The 20,858-nt window shown below is 37.4% G+C and carries 16 protein-coding genes; 5 read left to right on the plus strand and 11 right to left on the minus strand.

Features of this window, described 5'->3' with window-relative positions:
* Positions 1-136: 136 nt before the first annotated feature.
* From RM542_RS01145 to RM542_RS01170, 6 genes are all read right to left on the minus strand, one after another.
* The gene (locus RM542_RS01145) at positions 137-5,020 is read right to left on the minus strand and encodes a DNA repair ATPase (RefSeq protein ID WP_311383868.1); all 4,884 of its coding nucleotides are present in this window, start codon (positions 5,018-5,020) and stop codon (positions 137-139) included.
* A 5-nt stretch (positions 5,021-5,025) separates the two neighbouring features.
* The gene (locus RM542_RS01150) at positions 5,026-5,424 is read right to left on the minus strand and encodes a lipoyl domain-containing protein (protein ID WP_311383869.1); all 399 of its coding nucleotides are present in this window, start codon (positions 5,422-5,424) and stop codon (positions 5,026-5,028) included.
* 87 nt (positions 5,425-5,511) lie between these two features.
* On the minus strand, positions 5,512-7,578 hold the full coding sequence (locus tag RM542_RS01155; protein ID WP_311383870.1) for an SPFH domain-containing protein: 2,067 nt from the start codon (positions 7,576-7,578) through the stop codon (positions 5,512-5,514).
* 33 nt (positions 7,579-7,611) lie between these two features.
* Positions 7,612-8,322, minus strand: a complete 711-nt coding sequence (locus RM542_RS01160) for an OB-fold-containig protein (protein WP_311383871.1) — start codon at positions 8,320-8,322, stop codon at positions 7,612-7,614.
* 46 nt (positions 8,323-8,368) lie between these two features.
* Complete coding sequence (locus RM542_RS01165) at positions 8,369-9,088, minus strand: PspA/IM30 family protein (protein WP_311383872.1); 720 nt, start codon at positions 9,086-9,088, stop codon at positions 8,369-8,371.
* 2 nt (positions 9,089-9,090) lie between these two features.
* Entirely contained in the window at positions 9,091-9,486 is a 396-nt protein-coding gene (locus tag RM542_RS01170; RefSeq protein ID WP_311383873.1) for a molecular chaperone Tir, read from the minus strand.
* 219 nt (positions 9,487-9,705) lie between these two features.
* Between RM542_RS01170 and RM542_RS01175 the strand changes: the two genes are divergently transcribed.
* Both RM542_RS01175 and RM542_RS01180 read left to right on the plus strand, forming a co-directional pair.
* The gene (locus RM542_RS01175; RefSeq protein ID WP_311383874.1) at positions 9,706-10,464 is read left to right on the plus strand and encodes a helix-turn-helix transcriptional regulator; all 759 of its coding nucleotides are present in this window, start codon (positions 9,706-9,708) and stop codon (positions 10,462-10,464) included.
* A gap of 18 nt (positions 10,465-10,482) precedes the next feature.
* Positions 10,483-13,278 (plus strand): AAA domain-containing protein, encoded by a 2,796-nt coding sequence (locus RM542_RS01180; protein ID WP_311383875.1) that lies wholly within the window; start codon positions 10,483-10,485, stop codon positions 13,276-13,278.
* Between the two features lie 168 nt (positions 13,279-13,446).
* Here RM542_RS01180 and RM542_RS01185 read toward each other — a convergent pair whose 3' ends face one another.
* A complete protein-coding gene (locus RM542_RS01185) occupies positions 13,447-14,685 on the minus strand; it encodes a beta-ketoacyl synthase N-terminal-like domain-containing protein (RefSeq protein ID WP_311383876.1) in 1,239 nt (412 codons plus the stop codon).
* A gap of 24 nt (positions 14,686-14,709) precedes the next feature.
* Between RM542_RS01185 and RM542_RS01190 the strand changes: the two genes are divergently transcribed.
* Positions 14,710-15,141, plus strand: a complete 432-nt coding sequence (locus RM542_RS01190; RefSeq protein WP_311383877.1) for a cytochrome c oxidase assembly factor Coa1 family protein — start codon at positions 14,710-14,712, stop codon at positions 15,139-15,141.
* On the opposite strand, the gene bioA is transcribed toward RM542_RS01190, so the two are convergent.
* Entirely contained in the window at positions 15,138-16,409 is a 1,272-nt protein-coding gene (gene bioA, locus RM542_RS01195) for an adenosylmethionine--8-amino-7-oxononanoate transaminase (protein ID WP_311383878.1), read from the minus strand. The two genes, RM542_RS01190 and bioA, sit on opposite strands and share 4 nt — an antisense overlap.
* Positions 16,410-16,535: 126 nt before the next feature.
* Here bioA and RM542_RS01200 point away from each other — a divergent pair, with 126 nt between their 5' ends.
* Together RM542_RS01200 and RM542_RS01205 are read left to right on the plus strand one after the other, a co-directional pair.
* Positions 16,536-17,255 carry a glycosyltransferase gene (locus RM542_RS01200; RefSeq protein ID WP_311383879.1) on the plus strand — a complete coding sequence of 240 codons (720 nt, stop codon included), beginning with the start codon at positions 16,536-16,538 and terminating at the stop codon, positions 17,253-17,255.
* A gap of 4 nt (positions 17,256-17,259) precedes the next feature.
* Entirely contained in the window at positions 17,260-18,738 is a 1,479-nt protein-coding gene (locus RM542_RS01205; protein WP_311383880.1) for a glycosyltransferase family 39 protein, read from the plus strand.
* Here the strand turns inward: RM542_RS01205 and bioD are convergent.
* Genes bioD through RM542_RS01220 form a run of 3 tightly spaced genes read right to left on the minus strand, consistent with a single transcriptional unit; the run spans position 18,724 to position 20,856 of the window.
* Positions 18,724-19,338: a dethiobiotin synthase gene (gene bioD, locus RM542_RS01210; RefSeq protein WP_311383881.1), complete on the minus strand. Its 615-nt coding sequence runs from the start codon at positions 19,336-19,338 to the stop codon at positions 18,724-18,726. The genes RM542_RS01205 and bioD overlap by 15 nt on opposite strands.
* Positions 19,335-19,721, minus strand: coding sequence for a DUF2007 domain-containing protein (locus RM542_RS01215; RefSeq protein ID WP_311383882.1), 387 nt, complete (start codon positions 19,719-19,721; stop codon positions 19,335-19,337). The genes bioD and RM542_RS01215 overlap by 4 nt, the downstream gene beginning before the upstream one ends.
* Positions 19,714-20,856 (minus strand): 8-amino-7-oxononanoate synthase, encoded by a 1,143-nt coding sequence (locus RM542_RS01220; protein WP_311383883.1) that lies wholly within the window; start codon positions 20,854-20,856, stop codon positions 19,714-19,716. Before RM542_RS01220 ends, RM542_RS01215 begins: the two co-directional genes overlap by 8 nt.
* Positions 20,857-20,858 lie beyond the last annotated feature (2 nt).

Raw genomic sequence — 20,858 nt, forward strand, 5'->3', positions numbered from 1 at the left:
ATATTCAGGTAATTGCTTGCCAGCCAATAACTGGCGAAAATTTAACAAAAGGCATCAAATAATTGTTTAATTAAGCGTTAGGATTATCATAAATTTTAATAATTAAAGATTGAAAGGATGTCTAGAATTACTAACTTTATTTCTCTTTCACCTGTTTCTGAAGTGCTTTTTGAATACCCTCCAAGTGCTTGTTGAATTGCGATACCTGTTCCAACAATTGGAACATGGCAGCCTGGTTTCCAAAACTTTTTACCTTGTTCTGCTCTAAAAAAGTATCCTTAATGGACGCCCATCGAGTTTCTTCCTCTTTTGACAAGGACCGGGTAAGTGCTTTGTATTTTAAAAAATTGGCCTCGGCAGCACTGGTCAAGGTCTGGGATTCACTTTCGTAATGCGACAGCAAAAGCGTTTGTAATTCCCCATCGTTCATAATGGGAACAATTTTTGCCACCAATTTATTCATATCCCGGTAGGAGCCTTGCAACTTAAACGAGGGCTCTTTTCGGTAGGCGTCTTCCATTGCAGCAGATTTAATATAAGTTTTGTTGACTTTTAGCACTGTGTTACGTACCCGAAGCACCTTTTTTAAAACGGCCAAATAATCCTGAACTTCCTGCCTGGTATGGTTACCTTTTAGTAAAGAGGCATCCTCCGTTTCGCTTTCTACCATATGCAGCAGTTGGTAGACATCTTCAAACGACTTGCTGCTTAGCTGTTGTAAAATGGGATTGGAGGTCAAAGCGTTTTCAATCAAACTCAGTTCAAACAAATCCGCGGTATCCCCAATGATATCACCTAAATTGTAAATGTCTGCTCGGTTGGCCAACATATCCGGAATTTGAAACTTATCCCCACTTTCCGTATATGGGTTTCCGGCCATGATGACACAAAACTTCTTGGCCCGCAAATCATAGGTTTTGCCCACACCATTATATATCCCCTCTATTTTCCGGGTTCCATCTGCCAAGGAAATGAATTTTTGCAAAAACTCTGGATTGCAATGTTGAATATCATCCAAATACAACATCACATTATTGCCCATCTCAAAAGCCAAGTTGAGCTTTTTCAACTCTTCTTTGGCTGCAGAATTTGTTGCCGTATTGGGATCAACCGATGTCACCTCATGGCCTATGGCAGGCCCGTTGATCTTCATGAAAATCAATCCCAAACGGTTTGCCATGTACTCCATTAAGGTTGTTTTACCATATCCTGGTGGGGAAATAAGGAGGAGCATTCCCATTCTATCGGTGCGTTTGGTATCGCCAGCACTTCCCAATTGCTTTGCAAGATTATCCCCAATCAATGGAAAATATACCTGATCGATCAGTTTGTTTCGAACAAAGGATGACAATACCCTTGGTTTGAAACTTTCCAATTTTAAATCCGCTTTTACCTGTTCCGTCAATTCATGTTTGGCTTTACTAAATACAGTAAAGGCTTTTACCTCATGGTTGCTAAAGTGCGCTAGGGTCGCAACAAATTTGTGGTATTCAAATGCGAAGGTCCCATCCTTAAAACTGCCATGGCTGCCCCTCATTTGGGTGATGTCAATGGCTGGGCTTATGGCAATAGCTCTTGTGCTCTGGCTAAACAGGAACAAACAACATACTTCGTACAGATATTTCTGTTGCGGTCCGGACCCAGTATCAAGATATGCTTTGACCCATTGCCAAGCCAATGCAATGCGCTCTTGAATGTCTTCCATTTGGGTATGCGGGTCAATCGCAACCTTTTCTTTAATCTTGGCGTACAGCTTTTTGCCCTTCAATTGCTTGGCAAATTGCCCATAGAGTTTTTGGGCCGAATGACTGACCACAAAATCATTGTGTTCCTTGATTTCCTCAAAGAGGTACTGGGCAATGTCATAGTTCAGCGCGGCGTCAAACAACTCACTGCTATTGGCAAATTCAGCAATGGCCGCAGCCAACTGGCGGACCACTTTTTGATGTGCCGTGCTGCCCGGAAATACCTTAACAACCTGCCCTGCGTTCTTAAGCGACTCGTTCCAATGTTCAAAATCTGTTATATTCAACGTCTGCCAAAAAAATTGGGCGAATGCACGGATTTCAGGCGAATAAGTTAAGACCCCCAAATCATGGTGTTTTGAGACCAGAGCAGAAAGTATCTTATGGGCATCTTCATCATGTACCCCTTTTACATAGCCTTCAGCATAGTTTTTACTGGTTTCTTCAGTCACCAGTTTTTTAAGGGCTGTTTTCGATAGATCGTTCAAATGGGTCTTGTCTTCACGGTTGAAAATCTTGTATGCCAAATACGCGGCACGATACACCGTTTCATTTTCAGAAACCAGTTCTTGGTTCCAATATGCTTTTGATTGTGTTAGCGTTTCATTATTGATTTCTTGGTAAAAATCAGTGCCCGTCAAATGGTAATACAATCCTTCGTCCTTATATACAATAGTCAAGTCTAAGACTTGTTTGTTGACCCCGAATTTATGCTTGCCCAGTTTGATGATGTTCTCACCATCTTCATACAGATCTTGCTTGTCTTTCAACTTGCGTATCGCATCTTCTTTGGCGACCTTAACCGCAGTTTCAATGGCCTCTGCCTTTCCGGAATCTTCCAATTCCAAAAGTTGCTGAATGATATCCCGAATCTTACTGACCATTAAATCCCCCGCAAAATAGCCGTTGATATCATTTAGATTGTCAAAGGTCAGGGACTTCTTGAGTACGCCTTTTAAAATTCGTTTTGCCGAATTTTCCAAAGCCACAGTTCGCTTGTTACGCGCTTCAATCAAGGTCATTTTTCGGCTTTCGAAAGCATTGTAGACTTCTTCCCGCTTCTCAATGATTTGGGTGATAAAATCTTCAAAATCAGAAAAACGGCCTTCAAGATCTTCCAATTGCAAAACAACCTTGTTCAATGATTCTTCCGTTTTTTCGGGCGTGCTGGAAATATCAAGGTAATTGATCACACTCTGGTCTACCAACTTTAACTGGGCCGCAAATTCAGCTCCGGACTCTTCAACCGATAGCGAATTGATTTTATTTCTTATCGCTGCCTTGAGTTGGTTGATCGAAGCAAAAATCAATGAAATATTATCAATGATCTTAGTGGTTTGTGAAGTGTCTTCAATCTTTAGGTTGGAAACGATCTCAATGAGCATTTCAAGATCTTCTGCAATTTGATTGACCTCATCTTGAAGCTGTTTGGTTTCAACGACCTTTGATACCTTTTTCAACAAGGCTTGCTTTTCAGATACACGGGCTTGATAGGGAGCAAGGGCTTTGTCATCAATCAGAAAAAGAACACAGCGTTGCGAAACCTTATCGGTCTGTTCTGCAATGTTTTGTTCTAGAGTTTCAATAAATGAAAAGTCTACATAACGTACTTCTTTTAGACCAATTACCTCCCCTCGAAAGGAACGGAGCTTAGATAAAATCTGAACAAAATCATCTATAGACTTGAAGGAACTGCTCTTTATCTTCCCGAAAATCGCTATAGCAGTTTCTTGGGTTGCCTTAGTGGTCGCCGCTGCTGTTTTGCGCAGCTGAACTACCTTCTCAAATTCATCAATAGCGGCATTGGCCGTTTCATTGATAGCGGCTAGTGGTGCACTGAGTTGGTGGGCCACTTCTTCATGAATCCAGTAATAGCTGTCCAAAATATCGGAGGAGAACTTGACAAGATCATCATAAAGACCCCCATAGTTGTCTTCCTTATTCAACAGGGTGATTAGTGATTGACATTCGGCCATGGCCTCCACAATATCCTTATTTCCAATTTTATAAAGCAAGGAATCAGTGTGTTCTGAAGGAACCTCGTCCCCTTTCATAAAGGTGGTCTGCCATATTTGGATGACATGATGCTTGGTTTGCTCCTCGTCGGTTTTAAAATAACATAGTTCGCCGTGCTTCAAGATGGTAAACCCGTTGCAAATGATAGGTGTCTTTATTTCTTGTTCAATGACGTTGTACGACATCAAGACATACAATCCGGTTTGCTTTTCGTAAAAAACATATAGAAAATCTTCACCGTTGGGCGAGCTGATTTTCTCGGCAAACCGTACTTTGCCCAAGTCATACTCAAACCGTTTGAAGGCGCCTGATTGCAAATAATACCCGTTGGGATAAATGACACCCTGATCATTAGGCAACAAAATACAGGCATCTTGTATGCTCTGTATCTTCTTTACTTCTTGGATTTTGTGATTATAGACAAAATAGCGTGCTTCTTCTTGAAAAGGTTTGATTTCAATGGCGATCAAATTGCCGATTTCGGCGTAGCGGTACTGGCCATCATCCAAGGTTTGGTCTTTATGAATGACATCTTCACTGAAAATACCCAACCCTTCATCCGTATTGTCTTCTATTTTTATGGTCAGATCTCCTCCGATCGTTTCCACAAAAACTTTATCTAAAATAGAAACATGGGGATGTTCTCCATAGCGCTGCATATCGCGATCGGTCTCGGTCCAGTTGAATTCATGCTGTTTGGGCATTTTCAATTCATGGTCACTGCGATTATCTTGATACTGCAATGAATCCTCATTTATCAACCATTTGAACGTCTTAATATCTGAAGTACTATCGCTCAATTGAAAGACCATGTGCAAATAGTTGCCTACTATCGCAAACTTGCTAAAAATGGTATTTCTATAGTATTTATAAAGGTTGATGAAATCGTCTAAGAATACGCTATCCGCCATCAATTCCAGAGATTGCGGAACAAAATTCCCGTCTTCATAGGTATATACGCCAAACACATCTTCTAGTTTGATGTTGGTGCGCAATCCGAAATGCACATTATATCCTAGAATGGTGTGGTTGCCAATAGTGATTATATCCCTGGCAATACAATTGTTCTCTGTATTGATGCGTTTATTGGAAATTAATTGGGTCACCACACTACCAAAGACCTGCTTTCGGCTCTCATTCAGTTGGTTCAGCCGTTTTTGCAGTTCATTTTTATGCTCTTTTAATCGCCCTTGAATGATTTCATAAGTACCATCATCAAGTATGGTAGTGCTGGGAGTGTTTTGTTGTTCTTCCTGCATTGATTTTATTTGATTTGGTGATGCGTATCACCAACTTCTTTATTTTTTATAAATACCGAGACTTCCGGTGCAAAAATTTTTTCCTTTACCCCTTGAATCCTAAAAATTTCATCGTCTACCTTAAGATTCTGCTTCATACTACAGGTACTTAGCAAGCGGCCACTATAATAACTTTCAAATTCCAACGTAACTGGTCCATTTTCTAGTTCACAGACCACATCTCCAGTTCTGACCAATTGCCCAGGTTGTACACGCCACTTTGTAATACTATATTCATCACCATACCCTAAGTCTGGTACTAGAATAGTTTCGATTTTTCCTTTTTCTAGATGGTTTTCTTTGATAGTACCCCACTGTTTTTGAGGGGCATCCATACCAAAAACCCAGTGTAAAATTCTTTTCAACAAAGCAACAACAATTTCAAGGTTTCGATTTGACAAGGGAATTTGGCCCCTGACCCCTAAATGGGATCTGGAGCCTATCCTCTTATATTACTTCAATTTATTGTTGCCCAAACCTAAGCTATTGGCGAGATTCAATAGGTTTTCAAACATATTGCTCTCGTCATTGCTCGTGGCCTTACCTTTTAGTTGTACCAACAAGCTGGCTATGGATAGATTCTTCAGGTCTTCGCTTGAGATGTCATATTGAGCAGCAAACTGCTTCACACGATTCAATAGATTCCCGGCCACATCCTCCGTACCCAAAATGGCATCTTTAATGTCTTGAGCTTGTTCGGAATGCTGTACCAATCTATCAAAGCCTTTAGCACGTGTAACTTGACCAACAATTTGTTCAAAGAACATGGATTCACCACCTACAATGTCGATATTGGCCGCTTTCAATCCTTCGGTCAGCACTTGTGCTTGCGCATCGGCAATATCTTTCTGGATATTGATTTGTGCTAGGTCTACTTGAAGTTCTTTATCAAGTCGCAACTTGAACTCTTCGTGTTCTTTCCCTACACCATCAAGCTTTTTCATAGCATTGGCTTTCTCTTCAATTCCTGCAGCATCAGCGAGTGCTTTTTCCTTAATCACATCGGCCTCAGCCAGACCTTCTTTTTTGATTGCTTCAGCTTTAGCTTCGATTCCGGCAGCCTCTGCTTTGGCCTTCTTTTCTATAATTAAAGCTTCCACAATACCTTGTCTTTCAGAAGCATCTGCTTTGGCATGCATCACCTCAGCTTCCGATAATCCGATGGTTGCTTCTTCCTTTGCTCTAGCCTCTGCCAAGGTTTTACGGGCTTCAGCTTCTTTTTCACTAGCTTCTTTTTTGGCCTTAGCCTCTATATTGATTTCTTCGGCTTGCTGTTTAGCCGCTTCTTTTTGAGCTTCGGCAGCTTTAATGGTTTTGATCAAATCTTCTTGGGCAAGAGCTTCCGCAAGGGTGACTTTTACTTGCTTCTCACGATCTGCTCCTTTGAACGCCTGTATATCTTTCATGTTTTCTTGCTCCTCTACAACACCCTTCTCCAACATGACGCGATCCCGAATCACGTCTTGAATATTCTTCTTTTCTACTTCAACTACTTTTTCTTTTTCAATCTGTGCTAAGGTGACCACCCGTTCTCTTTCCGTGGCTTCCAATGCACGATCTTTCTCTACACGTTCCGTCTCAACAGCTGTGGTGCGTTCTTTATTTTTTAAGGCTACGACCACCTGACGCTGTTTATTCTCTTCGGCAACTTGAAGTTTTTCTTCCGTTGCGATACGCGCGCTTTCTGATTTGAGTTTTTCTTCTTCGCCCACTTTAATGATTTCAGCTTCTTCTCGTGATTTGATATTGGCAATTTCCCGCTTTTGTTGTTCTTCCTTTTCGGCCAATTGTCGGTCCAATTCCAAAATCGCTTCCCGGGCTTCGACATCTTGCTTGCGGATCACCTTTTCCTCATCCCTTTTGATTAGGTTCGCCTTGACGTTTTGGGCCGCGGTAAGGTCGGTAATCTTCTTGATGCCTTCAGCATCCAATATGTTGTCAGGTTTTAAATGTGATACTGCGGTTTGTTCTAAGTAATCAATAGCGCAATCTTCCAAAGTGTATCCGTTTAAATCGGTACCAATGATGTCTACAATTTCATCTCTGAATTCGCGCCGTGCTTCATACAGGGCAATGAAATCAAACTTCTTACCCACCGTTTTCAAGGCTTCAGAGAATTTTGCTTCAAAAAGATCTTCCAAGGTTTCTTTTCTTGAAGCACGTTCGACGCCTATGGTCTGGGCAACTTTTTTAATAAAATCCACTTCATTGTTCACACGAACAAAGAAGGCCACCTTGATATCAGCACGCATATTGTCTTTACAAATAAGTCCTTCTACACCCATTCGCTCAATCTGGATTTTCTTTACGGAGATATCCATGACTTCTACCCGATGAAAAACGGGTACTACATATAGTCCTTTGTCAGTAGCCACTTTGGTACCTCCAAAGCCAGTACGAACCAAGGCTTGCCCTTGATGTACTTTCTTATAGAACAAGGCTATAATTGCAAAGTATACGATGATAAGAAACAGGAGTATTCCCAATCCTGTTACGATGATAGGTAAGATTCCTTCCATAGTTTTTATTGTTGTTTTAGTGGTTTAATTTATTTATGATTTACTTACAAAAAAGTAATTTTTATCATTAGACTGCTTAATAATAAGTACGCTTTCTCGAAAAGTCAATGCTGTACCGTCGAGCGATCTGACGTAAATGTTCATAATGTTTCCATCTACGTTTACTTCTGCATTACCTAATTTTTCTCCTGAAATATTCGATAGCAGTATCGCCTCTCTTCCTAAAAAGTCTACCGCTTTATCCCCATCTTTATTTAAGTTTTTAAAGAAGGCTTTAAATGGCGTTGTTACGATTTTAGTCAGAAATAATGATGGAATCAAGGCCAGTAGTACGATAACAAAACCAAAACTATTATCATAGCTAAAAGTAATGACCGTAGTAAGCACACTAATAATCCACCAAGTAAAAATCCAGAAAGTGAATGTGAACATAAATGGAATTCCGACAAAGTTGAAATAAATCAAAATGATTTGCCACCATTTAAGTTTTCGGGTACCCTTATTTACAACATGTTCCCGATCTACTTCGGCATTGGCTACATCGGAAAAATCCATACTTCCACCCTCAATTCCGGTATCCATATCCATGTCAATGTCTGCGTCCACTTCGATATCGACATCTATATCTAGGTCAAAATCCAAGCCGCTAATCATAGTTATTATCCAGTAGATGATAAGTATGATTAATAACACACTTAAAGTAATGTTAACCTGAGAAAAGATGATGTCAAAATAGTTTTCCAATGTTGGTTGGTGTTTAGGGTATACTTATAACTTTCGTGGTCGTAATTTACGATTCCTTATCGCTCTTCATGCCCAATTGCTCTTTCAGCTTAGCCAAATCAGCGTCAGCATTGGCTTCAGAAACATCAGCAGCTTTGTCTATTTCTTCGTCTATAGACTTTGAGGCATTGGCAATGTCACCATAAGCTTCTGCGAGCGCTTCTTCTTGCTGCACTTTTTCCTTCATGCGCTCCAGCATGGAAACCGTGCTTGAGCTATCGATTTCAGCCATCTGCTTGTTCAGGTTTTTAGTTGCCTTAGAGACTTTTACGCGGGCCTTAAGTGTTTTGAGCTCATTTTCCCACTTAGAAATATTCTGCTTTATCTCTTGAACGTTCTTTTCCAAATTGGCAACAGAAGTGTCAAACTTTTCTGAATCACTTTTGCTTCGGGTAGCCTGCTGGTTAGCGGCTTCTTTCTTCACCAATGCTTCCCGGGCCAAACGATCAGCTTCCTCTCCATCCATCTCATTTTTTTGTCCTTTTTGAAGAATGAGCATTGCTTTTTGTTCATAATCTTCCGCTTTGGACAAAAACTCTTCAGTATCATTCTTTGAGCGAATTGCAAGCGCTTTTACCTGGGCCAATGACTCCAAACTTTTCTCTAGATCCCCTTTCATGTCCTTGATACCTTGCTCCGTAAGTTTGATTGGGTCTTCCATTTTGTCGATTACGGCATTTGCCTCGGCTTCCCCGATTTTAAATAACCTTTTAAAAAAATTTACCATGTTTACTGTTTTGAATAGTTTATAATTTGATCTGCATACTCGCTTAAAAGCAAGCTTAATGAATTTAAAGACCCCTCCAGTTCATCTAAATTTAGGTTCTGAAGGCGCAATGTGTCCCTAAAGATTACTTTTTCTCCTGTTTCGTCAAGCACAAACGCACCATGTACAATGTCCCTATTCTTTTTAAGGAGTTCTTTATACACTTTGGCATCGCTAAGGCCGATATCAAATATGTGCTGCTCTATAATAAGTATCGGGGTAAAAACCCCTAGTATCACATTCTTGATTCCCTCTTGCTCCTTATTGATGACCAGTATGCCTTCCTCCTGATTTTCCGTAGCGATATCAAAATCCAATTCTTGGAGGTATGCTTTGACTTTTTGATAATTCTTTTCCATGCTTTTTGTTGGTTACTAGTTAAAATACATTGCTCGAATCGAGCTTTAAAATACGTGCTTTTGGCAAAAAGACCTGCGACAAATAGCTAATATAAATAGCTAAATTGACAAAAATCCTAATATTTTCAGCAATTTTGAATACCAAACCATATATTTTAGTATATTTACGAGACAAGTATAGCAATTATTTTTCATTTTTGCAAATATTATTAGCATTTTATGTCTTTTTTCGGTAAAAACATTAAAAAAATTCGAAGTGTCCAAAATCTCAGTCAGCAAGATTTTTCAAAGATATTTGATTTAAAAAGAGCGACTTTAGGGGCATATGAGGAGCAACGCAGTGAGCCAAAAATAGAAACAATAATCAAAATTGCTAATTATTTTAGTATTTCCATAGATGACCTACTAACCAATGAGCTAACCGTAAATGAACTATTGAAATTTAAGGCAGATTTTACAACCAATACCGCAAAAGTGCCTAAGAACGTTTTTCCAATCATAAGTTGTGTAACTGCAGCGCTTGTTCCGGAATATCCGTCCTCTTTCCAAGATGATGGTTTTATGAAAAGTTTGCCAAAATTGCAATTACCCGTATCCCATCCAGAGGTTTCCTTGGCCTTTGAAGTACAAAATTTGGAAATGACCCATTTGGACCGTGGTTTTTATCCCAAGGATGTTATTATAGGGTGTAAAGTAGCTCAAAAAGATTTCAAGAATCTTGACAAAGGCTCCTATTGTGTCCTTGTAACAGATGAGAATCTAATATTTAGAAGGTCTTTCTTTTCTTCTCATCAGGTTACTCTTAAAACAGAACATAAAAACATAGAAGACATTACAATGCCTATCTCGTCCATTAAACAACTTTGGCACATACGGCATGTGTTTTGTAATCAAATCCCTGACTTTACCGATATGATCGAAGGCCGTTTGACCCTAATGCACCAGGATATTCAAAAACTGCACGAAATAATGCGATAAGGTGACTGACTTAAAGCAATGACCGTTAAGCTATCCAACATTATCAACTATTTTCATGACTGCTACCTTGCCGACAACCGGTCCATTAGCATCATGAATTTCTTGAAGCCAAAGGTGGCGCACAAAATCAATTTTGAGCAAGAGGAATTGATAAATGGAAAGTATCCCATTGTTCCTATTCCAAATGAACAAGCAGAGCAATTGCTAAAAAACGCAAAGCTTTTTGAAAAGGAAAAAGAGCTCGTCCATGGTTCGCTTTTTGTATGCGGAACTTACATTGACTTTCAGGGAAAATTACAATCGTTATGTACTCCCTTATTCTACCATACTATTCGTATAGAAAAAAAGGATGATTTTTTCTTCACTCGAATCGATCTTAAATCCAGAAGGTTGAACTACCCATTGTTGCAATTGTTGGCAAGTAATGATGATCATGATGGTTTTAAAGATATTCTGTTAAAGGCCTTGCCAAATGACACTTTTGATTTTCAATCTATCAGCCTATTGGCAAAGCTGTTCCAAAAACACTATCCCCACATTGAAACCACCGAACTTTTGGGGTATCCTAAAAACCTTAGTTTAAATCAACTAAAGTACCGCTTGCGAAAACTTAAGGAAACTAAGAATGAATACCAAATTGTGCCTTTTAGTGCCATGGGCATTGTTGATAAATCCGCTCGGACCCGTGGGGTCCTTAACGAATTAAAGCAGCTTGGTACCATAACTGACTTTTCGCTCCCCCTATCGTTTCTGTTCGAAAGTTCGAAGAAGTCTTTACCTGAAATTGGCAAGGAGATACAAGGTTATGTGCCTACTATTCTTAGCAAAGCACAAAAAAATCTAGTGCTTTCTGCGGCCAACCATCCAACAACCTTAATTGTTGGACCGCCGGGCACCGGAAAGACCTATACCATTTCGGCAATCGCCTTGGAACATATGAGCCGGGGAGAATCGGTTTTGATTGCTTCAAGGACAGATGAGGCCGTAGATGTGGTCGCCGAAAAAATAAATACGCAGTTAGGTTTTGAACATTGCATCATCCGGGGTGGTAGAAAAAGAAAGCATATCACTAAGGTGCGCCGTTTTATAAAGTCATTATTGCTCAGCGCTTTCCCAATGCGATTTTTGCACAAGGAATTCAACGAACACAATGGCTTTGACGACTTGTCCAAACTAAGAGATGCCTTAAAATCCCTCCACCGACAACTTCAAAAACTCAAAATCGAAACAAACAAGTTGGAGGGTGCCTATGACAAAATATTGGGCGGAGAAAAGGAAAAAAGTGCGTTTTTAAGCCAAAAAGAACCCAAGCTATGGGACAATTTGAAAACCTTATGGCTAGAATTAGAAAATAAGCTAGCATTTCAAGGACCGTTAGATTACCTAATTACAAAAATCATGGGCAATGATACCCGTTCCGTGAAAAAAACCAAAGAGTTTTTGAAATGGAACTATGTTCTCAACCTGCTTTTGGTCATACAGCGGAATTGGAGCGATTTTAATGAATTCTATAAGGCACTCAACACCCATAGCGATACAGAACGTGTTGCCATTTTTGAAAAAATCAATTTCGACAGCATTTTAAAGGCCTTCCCTATTTGGTTGATAAATCTTTCAGAAATCAAGGATAAGGTCCCACTTCAAAAAGAACTTTTTGATGTAGTAATCATCGACGAAGCCACCCAATGCGATATTGCATCATGTATTCCGGCCATGCAACGTGCCAAAAGAGTGGTGTTCGCCGGCGACCCCAGTCAATTGCGGCATATCTCCTTTCTTTCAAAAGACATTCAATTTCGTACCCAGCAAAAACTGGAGTTACAGGCAGTAGATACTTTCCTTTTAAATTATAGGGACCATAGTATATTAGATCTTGCCATTCATAGCTTACAAAGTCGATCGCAAGTTGCCATGCTAGACGAGCACTACCGTAGCCTTCCCCAAATCATAGGATTCAGCAATCAAGAATTCTATAACAACGAACTCCGGCTGATGACACATAAGCCGGGCCGGGATGAACAATCTCTGTTCTTTATTGCAACCAATGGAAAACGAGAGGGTAATGGTGTAAATACTGTTGAAGCGGAAAACTTGTTGGAAGATGTTATTGATCTGGTCCGTAACGAGGCGCAATTAGACCCCAAACTCGTATCTTCCATTGGAATTCTTTCCCCATTTAGAAGTCAGGTCGACCATCTTTCACAAGCTTTGTTACATAAATTTAACATAGAAACCCTAGACCGCCACAAGTTTAAGGTGGGCACTCCCTATGCTTTCCAGGGCGAAGAACGGGATATAATGTATCTCTCCATGGTTGTGGATGGCACAACGCACCACTCCACAAAACAACATCTGAACAAACCAGATGTTTTCAATGTATCGATTACCAGAGCCAGGCATAGGCAGTATATATACTATTCAGGAAGCCCTAACGATCACAAACCGGAGAGTCTTTTCCGGAAATACTACGCGTACGGAAGCAGAAGCAAATCAACATCCTATAAAGGAAAAGTTCCAGCTCACGATGTCTTTTTGAAGCAAGTGCAAGCTAGCCTGCCCAAGGTGGCTTACGACAAGATCTGGGAAGGGTACAAAATCGCGGATATTACGCTAGATCTTTTATTACGAACGAAATCAGGCTATTATGCCATTGATCTTATAGGATACCCAGGGGATTTTGTGCATGCACTTTCTGTGGAACGCATCCGAATTTTGAACAGGGCCCAAATCAAAATCTTCCCCGTATCTTTTGTCGATTGGTACTTTGATCAGGTTACCGTTTTAGCTAATATTGCGGCCTTTTTAAAAACTTAATGCCCATTCTGCCTTAGGCGCAGTGTTCTTTGGACGCCTCAAAATACTTAAAGGTATTGACTATTACCAAATCTAGCCCAACCTTATTATCATTCTTCAAATTAATAAACTTTATGCTAGACTTTAAAAGTACTTAATATGATACTTTACAAGTAACTGTTGTCAGTTTTATTTAGAAAGTAAGATTGAAACTGCATTCCCCCCAAAACCGACTGCATTAACCATTACTCGAGAAATAGTTGATGGCTTATCTTGTATTGGAACAAATGGAACTGGAATAGTTTTTTGATGTAATAGCATTAGAATTGCCATTTCAATACTTAGCATTCCTGAAGCACCAAAAGTGTGCCCTACCTTCCATTTATTTGTCGTCAAAAAAGGAGTTTTGTTACAAAACACCTTCTTAACAGCATTATATTCTGCCTTATCTCCTTTTACCGTTCCTGGAGAATGCATAACAACAACATCTACATTATCAGCAGATTGACCACCTAAAGCCATGGTCATACTATCTTGAAAACATTGAGCATCTTTTGATATAGATACATTGTGCTCAAGAGCCTCTGTGGCATAACCAAGACCTATAATTTTTGCTATTGTATTACTTGAACTACCCTTTTCAAGACAAGCCACTGATGCACCTTCACCTAATACCATAGTGTTCTTTGTTTTTTCTAAATCTAGTGCTCGGCATGGGAAAAAATTCTCGACCGAGACTGTTTTATTAGTAGTTGAAAAACTAGAAGGGGATGTTGATGTATAAATTTTTAAAGCTTTCATTTGAGCAATAGTAAAAGCAGTTAATGGTGCCTCACTACCTCCTACTAAAAATTTATCTGCCATTCCACTTTGAATCCATGCAATACCATTTAGCATTGCATGTAAGGCCGTAGAACAGGTTATGGAGTGTGAAATATTTGGACCCTTTGTTCCCAAGTCATGAGCAACCCAGGTAGAGATATTACCTAAAGTTGTGGTCGGTGATGTTAAAGTTGAGGTATTATTACTTTTCAAAAATTCCTTGTGATAACGCTCAAAGAGTGAAGTTGCCCCTCTTGAAGAGCCTATGTTGACACCAAAATTATCACCGGTTGTCCAACCTGAGGTTTCAATAGCAAATCTCGAAGTATACATTGCATAAAGCACTGATAAATCAAGATATTTATATTTCGAATCTGAATTTCTTAAAATTTCAATTTCTGAAACTAAAGATTCTGGCAATGTGGCTGCGTAAACCTCATCGTTGCCTATCTTAATATTTTCTAAATAATGAGAATTTTTTTGATAAGCTTCCCAAGTTTGTTTGAGTGAACTTCCTATTGAGGAAATGGAAGATATAGCTGTTATGGAGATAGGCTCTTTCAATTGTCGAATTAATTCAGCAAAAGTAAAAGTTCTTACCTTCATGATTCCAATAAAAGTAAAGAAACCATGAATAATGAGTTAGTACCTCAACCAAATTGGTTGAAAAGAAACTGGAAATGGGCATTACCTTTAGGTGGTTGTCTAACACTAATCATAGGTTTGGTTGTATTGTTTGGTAGTCTATTTTGGGGTATTACCAATGTCATGGAAGATTCACAACCTTATGAATATGTTTTTGAACTTATTAATCAAGACGAGGAACTAATGAATATTTTGGGTTCACCTATTGAAAAAGATGGTGTGATACAAGGTAATATTAATTGGATAAATGGTGACAAAAGTGCCAAAATGGTCATCCCTATATCTGGGTCAAAAGGAAATGGTAGTTTATTTATAGATGCAAGCGGAAAAGCAGATGAGTGGATTTATCATGAAATACGAGTTGAAGTTAATGAGCAGGAATTTGATTTTTTAGAATCAACTGATACGGAGTATTAAGAATTTAAAAAATCTGAAATAGATTGATAAATTTTATGCAATTGGTCATTAGTAATAACGTAAGGGGGCAAAGTATAAATTGTATTTCCAAGAGGTCTCAGATTGACTCCTTTCGCCATAAAATATTTATACATTTCATCTCGTAATTTACCATAACGATTAGTTTCAACTTTTAAGTCAATTGCTAATACAACACCAAGCGTTCGGGCATTTTCAATTTTCGGATGATTTTCTATTTGTTTTAAAAACTTTTGATGTTCACCTTCAATATATTTTCTTCGTTCCTTTATATGAGGTGAAACAAGCAAGTCCAGTCCTGCTAGCGCAGCAGCACAACCTAAAGGGTGTCCGCTATAGGTATGTGCATGAAAGAAACCCTTTGCTGTTTCATTACTTAAGAAAGCATCAAAAATTTGTTGGCTACAGCTTGTTATACTTAAGGGAAACATTCCGGCCGTAAGTGATTTGCTCAAACAAATAATATCAGGTTTATGTTCTAAATAATCACAGGCAAAATTCTTTCCTGTTTTACCAAAACCAGTCATGATCTCATCAGCAATGCAAAGCACATCATGTTCTTGACATTTTTTGATTAGCATATTCAATCCTTTTGCAGAATGGAATTTCATACCGGCAGCGCCTTGAATTAGTGGTTCAAAAACAAAAGCAGCACAAGAATTTGATTTTAAAATAATATCCAACTTGCCTAATACTTCATCAATCGTTTCGTCTGTTGGTATTGGTATTCTTTCGACTTTCAATAAAAAATTTTCAAATGGCCCGTTATAAGAAGAAATACCTGATGCACTCATTGCTCCAAAAGTGTCACCATGAAATCCATCTTCAAATGCAATTAGAGTATCTCTACGTTTTCCTTGATTATGATGAAATTGCAAAGCCATTTTTATACCTGCCTCAATTGCAGTAGAACCATTATCATTAAAAAATATTTTAGATTGATTATCTGGTAAAATTTGAATCAAACGCTCTGAAAGTTCAATAGCTGGCTTATGAGTAAAACCACTAAACATGACAAAATCTAATTCTTGCATTTGCTTATTTAAAGCAGCAGTAATATCCTCATTACAATGACCATACATCGCCGTATACCAAGAGGCTATTCCATCAATATATTGTTTGCCATGTTCATCCCAAATTAATGCTCCTTTGGCCTTTGTTATTGCTAATGGAGCAGCCGCAGTCTTATGTTGAGTTAAAGGGTGCCAAATATGTTTTTTATCGCGAGTAATTAGTTCTTCTTTCTTCATAGGTTTTCTCAAGAGCAAAATACTATAGTTACAAAGATGGGAAAAGAAGCGAGGTATTTCAATTTATTCCAATACTTACACTATAAAATCATAACTTATATTTGCACAAATTTCAGCCAAATAATCTTGACTATAATTGTTCCTTGTTATAACGAAGCAAATCGATTACCTGTTGATAGTTTTTTAACCTTTTTGAAAAACTATCCGGCGTGTAAAATTTGCTTTGTCAATGACGCCTCTTCTGATAATACGGGAATAATTTTAAATGGCATAAAAGAGAATTTTGTAGAAAGAATTACCGTATTAACCAATGTCAAGAATCAAGGAAAAGCAGAATCAGTTAGAACGGGCGTATTGCATATTCTTAATAGTGAAAATGCTATTGCATATTTAGATGCTGATTTAGCTACCTCTCTTGAAGAGTGCTATTCTTATTTTTCATTTTTAGAAAATGATAAACGTTTTGTTTTTGCATCAAGAATTTTGAAAATTGGTTCCGTGGTAGATCGAAAGTTTTCAAGATTTTTAGCTGGTCGAATTATAGCAACTTTTATTTCGAGTATTCTTGATATCAAAGTTTACGATACCCAATGCGGGTGCAAAGTTTTTGATTCTGAAGTTGCAAAAATTGCTTTTAAAGACCCTTTTATTTCTAAATGGTTATTTGATGTTGAAATTTTCAGCCGACTGTTAAAATATTATGGAAAATCAGATGCTTTAGACTTTATGGAAGAAGTGCCGGTCAAAAGATGGGTAGATCAAGGAGAATCAAAAGTAAAAGTGACCTATTTTTTTAAACTTTGGTTTGATCTTTTAAAAATTTGGAGATTTCATAGAACATCATAGTTATATGCCAATTCATAATTCTATTTCAAATTTATCAGAAAAGGCAATTTTTGCCATCCTATTTCTATATTGTCTATTCATTCGTTTGCCATTCTTCTTTAGAGACTATATTGATAGAGACGAAAGTTCTTTCATATTAATGGGTCAATCTTGGGTAGATGGATATCTTCCCTTTACAGAATTATGGGATATAAAACCTCCTTTAATCTTTTTCTTCTTTGGCTCCATTATTTATTTTTTTGGGAAAAGTTTTATTGCAATTAGACTAATTGGTGTTTTATTAGTTACCACTTCTTCATTTTTTACCTACAAATTGGCCAAAGAAGAAGCATCAAAGTCTATAGCTTTAATCACAGCAGTGCTATGTATAATTCTTCAAAGTTTATTTGGTAGTTTACAAGGAATTATGTCAGAACATATTGCAATGGCATTCATGACACCAGCAATATGGTTAATGGTAACAACTAAAAACTCGATTTATAAATGGATAGGAATAGGCATTTTAGTTGGATGTGCCTTAATGATAAAACTAAACCTTGCCTACGTTGCCCTCATTTTAGGTTTAATTATCATTTGGACTTCCTACAAAAATGAAAAATCAATATTATCAATTTTAAATCCCATTTTATATGGCTTAGGTGCTCTTGTAATAATTGTGATTTGTTTTTTACCTTATTACAAAGATGATTTGTCTATGCTTTGGTGGAAATCTGTTGTTGAAGCACCGTTGGCTTATGCGGGTGCTAGAAATGATTCATTCATAAAACTCTTAGCGTATTTATCACCCTTTATTTTATTAATATGGTATTCATGGAAAAGAGGATTATTAAATTTTAAAAACCATAATACGCTATTTATTATTGGTTCAATTTTTGGAACGCTATTGGCTTTTATTAAAGGAGGAAGAGTGAATGGCCATTATCTAATCTTAATTTACCCAACGATTTTGGCATTTATAGCAATATTAATTAAGAAAAAATATTCTTTAAGACTCAAAAAATTCATTCCATTTATTAGTCTATTTCTTTTTTTAATTCCAGTGGAAAGCTATTTAGAATATTACAATATTATCAAACATAAAATAGAAAGAGGTTCTGTATTTAATGGCGAAGGCATAACTGTTCCAAAATACTTTAAGGATTATGGGATTAATTCTTCAAACATATATTTTGCTGAGTATCACATTGGATATTGGTTAATGAATGCAAAACCGGTTACCAAGAGTGCAACCCAACCTAGCAATATTTTAAAAGATGAAATGTTTTTTGCTTATGAAAATCCAAGGGCAACTGGTGAAAAAGAATTACAATTTATAATCGAACAAAAATCTCCTAGTCATATTGTTACAAGAAAAAATCGACGTGTTTTTGATAAAAAGGAATACAAAGCAAACTTCTATATTAATTTACAGCTATTAAAACTTTATAAACCATTAGATACTGTCGATAATGCTATTATCTATGAAAGGTTAAAACTTAAGTAGAGAAGGTCTTAATAAAGCAGCATGTTTTTCTATAACTGCTTGATTAATATTTTTTTCTTCATTAATTCTACCTAAAAAAGTGGCTTGAGTCTTCTTTAAAATAATATTTTCTGTTGTAGTATGTTCATCTCCACTAAAGATTATTCCAGGTTGATAACCCTTATTTTGTAATGCCTTTATGGTCAATAAACTATGATTGATACTACCTAAATAGTGTCTTGAAACTACAATTACCTTATAGTCCGGTTTAATCAAATCTAAAATAGTATCATCATCATTTATTGGAACTAACAACCCACCAGCGCCTTCAATTACCAAATGGTTATCTGTCTCAGGTTCCACTATTTGCTTTAAATAAATTTGAACACCATCAATTTCAGCTGCCGCATGAGGACTCATAGGAGTTTTTAATGCATAACTATTTTGATGAAAGACAGATTTTTTATTTGAAATTAAAGCTTTGACCTTATGCGTATCCGAATTGTCTAAATCACCTGCTTGTATGGGCTTCCAATAATCTGCTTCTAAAGCTTCTGTTACAATTGCAGAGGCAATTGTTTTTCCCACCTCAGTAGATATCCCTGTAATAAAGAATTTCATTTTTCAGCTTTTCTAATAAATTGACAATTGGCACAGCGGTATTTTTTCGGTTCAAAAAATGGAAAGAGTTTATAAAAAATTGTTTTTCGTTGATAAAGTACCTCTGATTTTTCTGCCTTACAATTTGGACAGACGATTAATTCCCCGTCTTCATCAACAGCATAATTACGTACTTGATCAAATATTTCTTGTGCTCGCTCCTTATCTTCTTGATGTACCTGTAATTTTATTCCGCCTATTGCGTTGCTGGCAAAGGGTTCAACACCAACGGTATTCGCATCTTTCAATGTTACTGAAATTCCTTCTGATTCTAACTTTCCTTTGATAATTTGAACATCTGCCAAAAACTCAAAGCTGCCTAAAGTAATCAAGTCTTTACCCATTTTCTTTAATCAATAATAAAACTCTTTCTATTTCATCTTTCGTATTGAAAGCATGCAGACAAATTCTTAAGCGCTCATTCCCTTTAGGAACCGTTGGTGCTAAAATTGGACGAATATCAAAACCACTTGCCATTAGGGTTATTGATAAACTTCTAACGGCTATGTTACCCGATATCAACGCAATTTGAATAGCAGATGTACTCAACAAAAATACTTGCCTTAGGTGCAGTGCTTCAATTGTCTGGTTAAAATAGTGAATATTCTGTCTTAATTTCTCTATTAAACTTTTGCCATATTCAACTTCTAAAAATTGATGTGCAGCTAAAATAGATGCGATGGAATGGGGTGCTAAGGCCGTTGTATAAATAAGACTTCGCGCAAAATTAATCAAGTATTCTTTTAAAGGTTTACTACCCAAAATTGCCGCACCATGGCTGCCTATTGCCTTTCCAAATGTAATAATCTGGGCAAAAACTTTTTCTTGTAAGTTCTTTTCGACCACTAAACCCTTACCAAAAACACCAATAGCATGAGCTTCATCTACTATAAAATATAGGCTATGTTCATTACAAAATTTTGCAAGTTCGCTTATATTGGGGGAATCACCATCCATAGAGAAAACTGACTCCGTCACTACATAAATTTCCTCATAAAAATCCTTTTCTCTAATCTTGTCAATCTGACCTCTTAAATCATCAACATTGTTATGCTTGAATTTAAATGCCTTTGCATTGCTCATTTTAATGCCATCACGAATACTAGCATGAATCAATTCATCATAAAAAATAATATCATTTCTTTGTGGTACACAAGAAAAAAAACCGATGTTAGCGTCATAACCCGAGTTGAAAATCAAAGCACTTTCAAAGTCATAAAAAGACTTTAAATAAGACTCTAATTCTGAATATAAATTATGATTGCCAGTAAGCAATCTCGAACCAGTAGCCCCGTTAAAAGAACTATTTGATTTCAATATCTCATTAGTTGCACTTTGCAATAACGATGTTCTGGATAAGCCCAAATAATCATTAGATGAAAAATCAATCAAATCTTGTTGAGGCTTTAGCTCTCGAAAACTATTCTCCTCTTGGCGCCTTATAAGTTTTCTGGATAATTTTTCAGGGAAATCTGACATAA

It is taken from the genome of Croceitalea sp. P059 (assembly GCF_031846365.1).
GTDB classification, from domain to species: domain Bacteria; phylum Bacteroidota; class Bacteroidia; order Flavobacteriales; family Flavobacteriaceae; genus Croceitalea; species Croceitalea vernalis.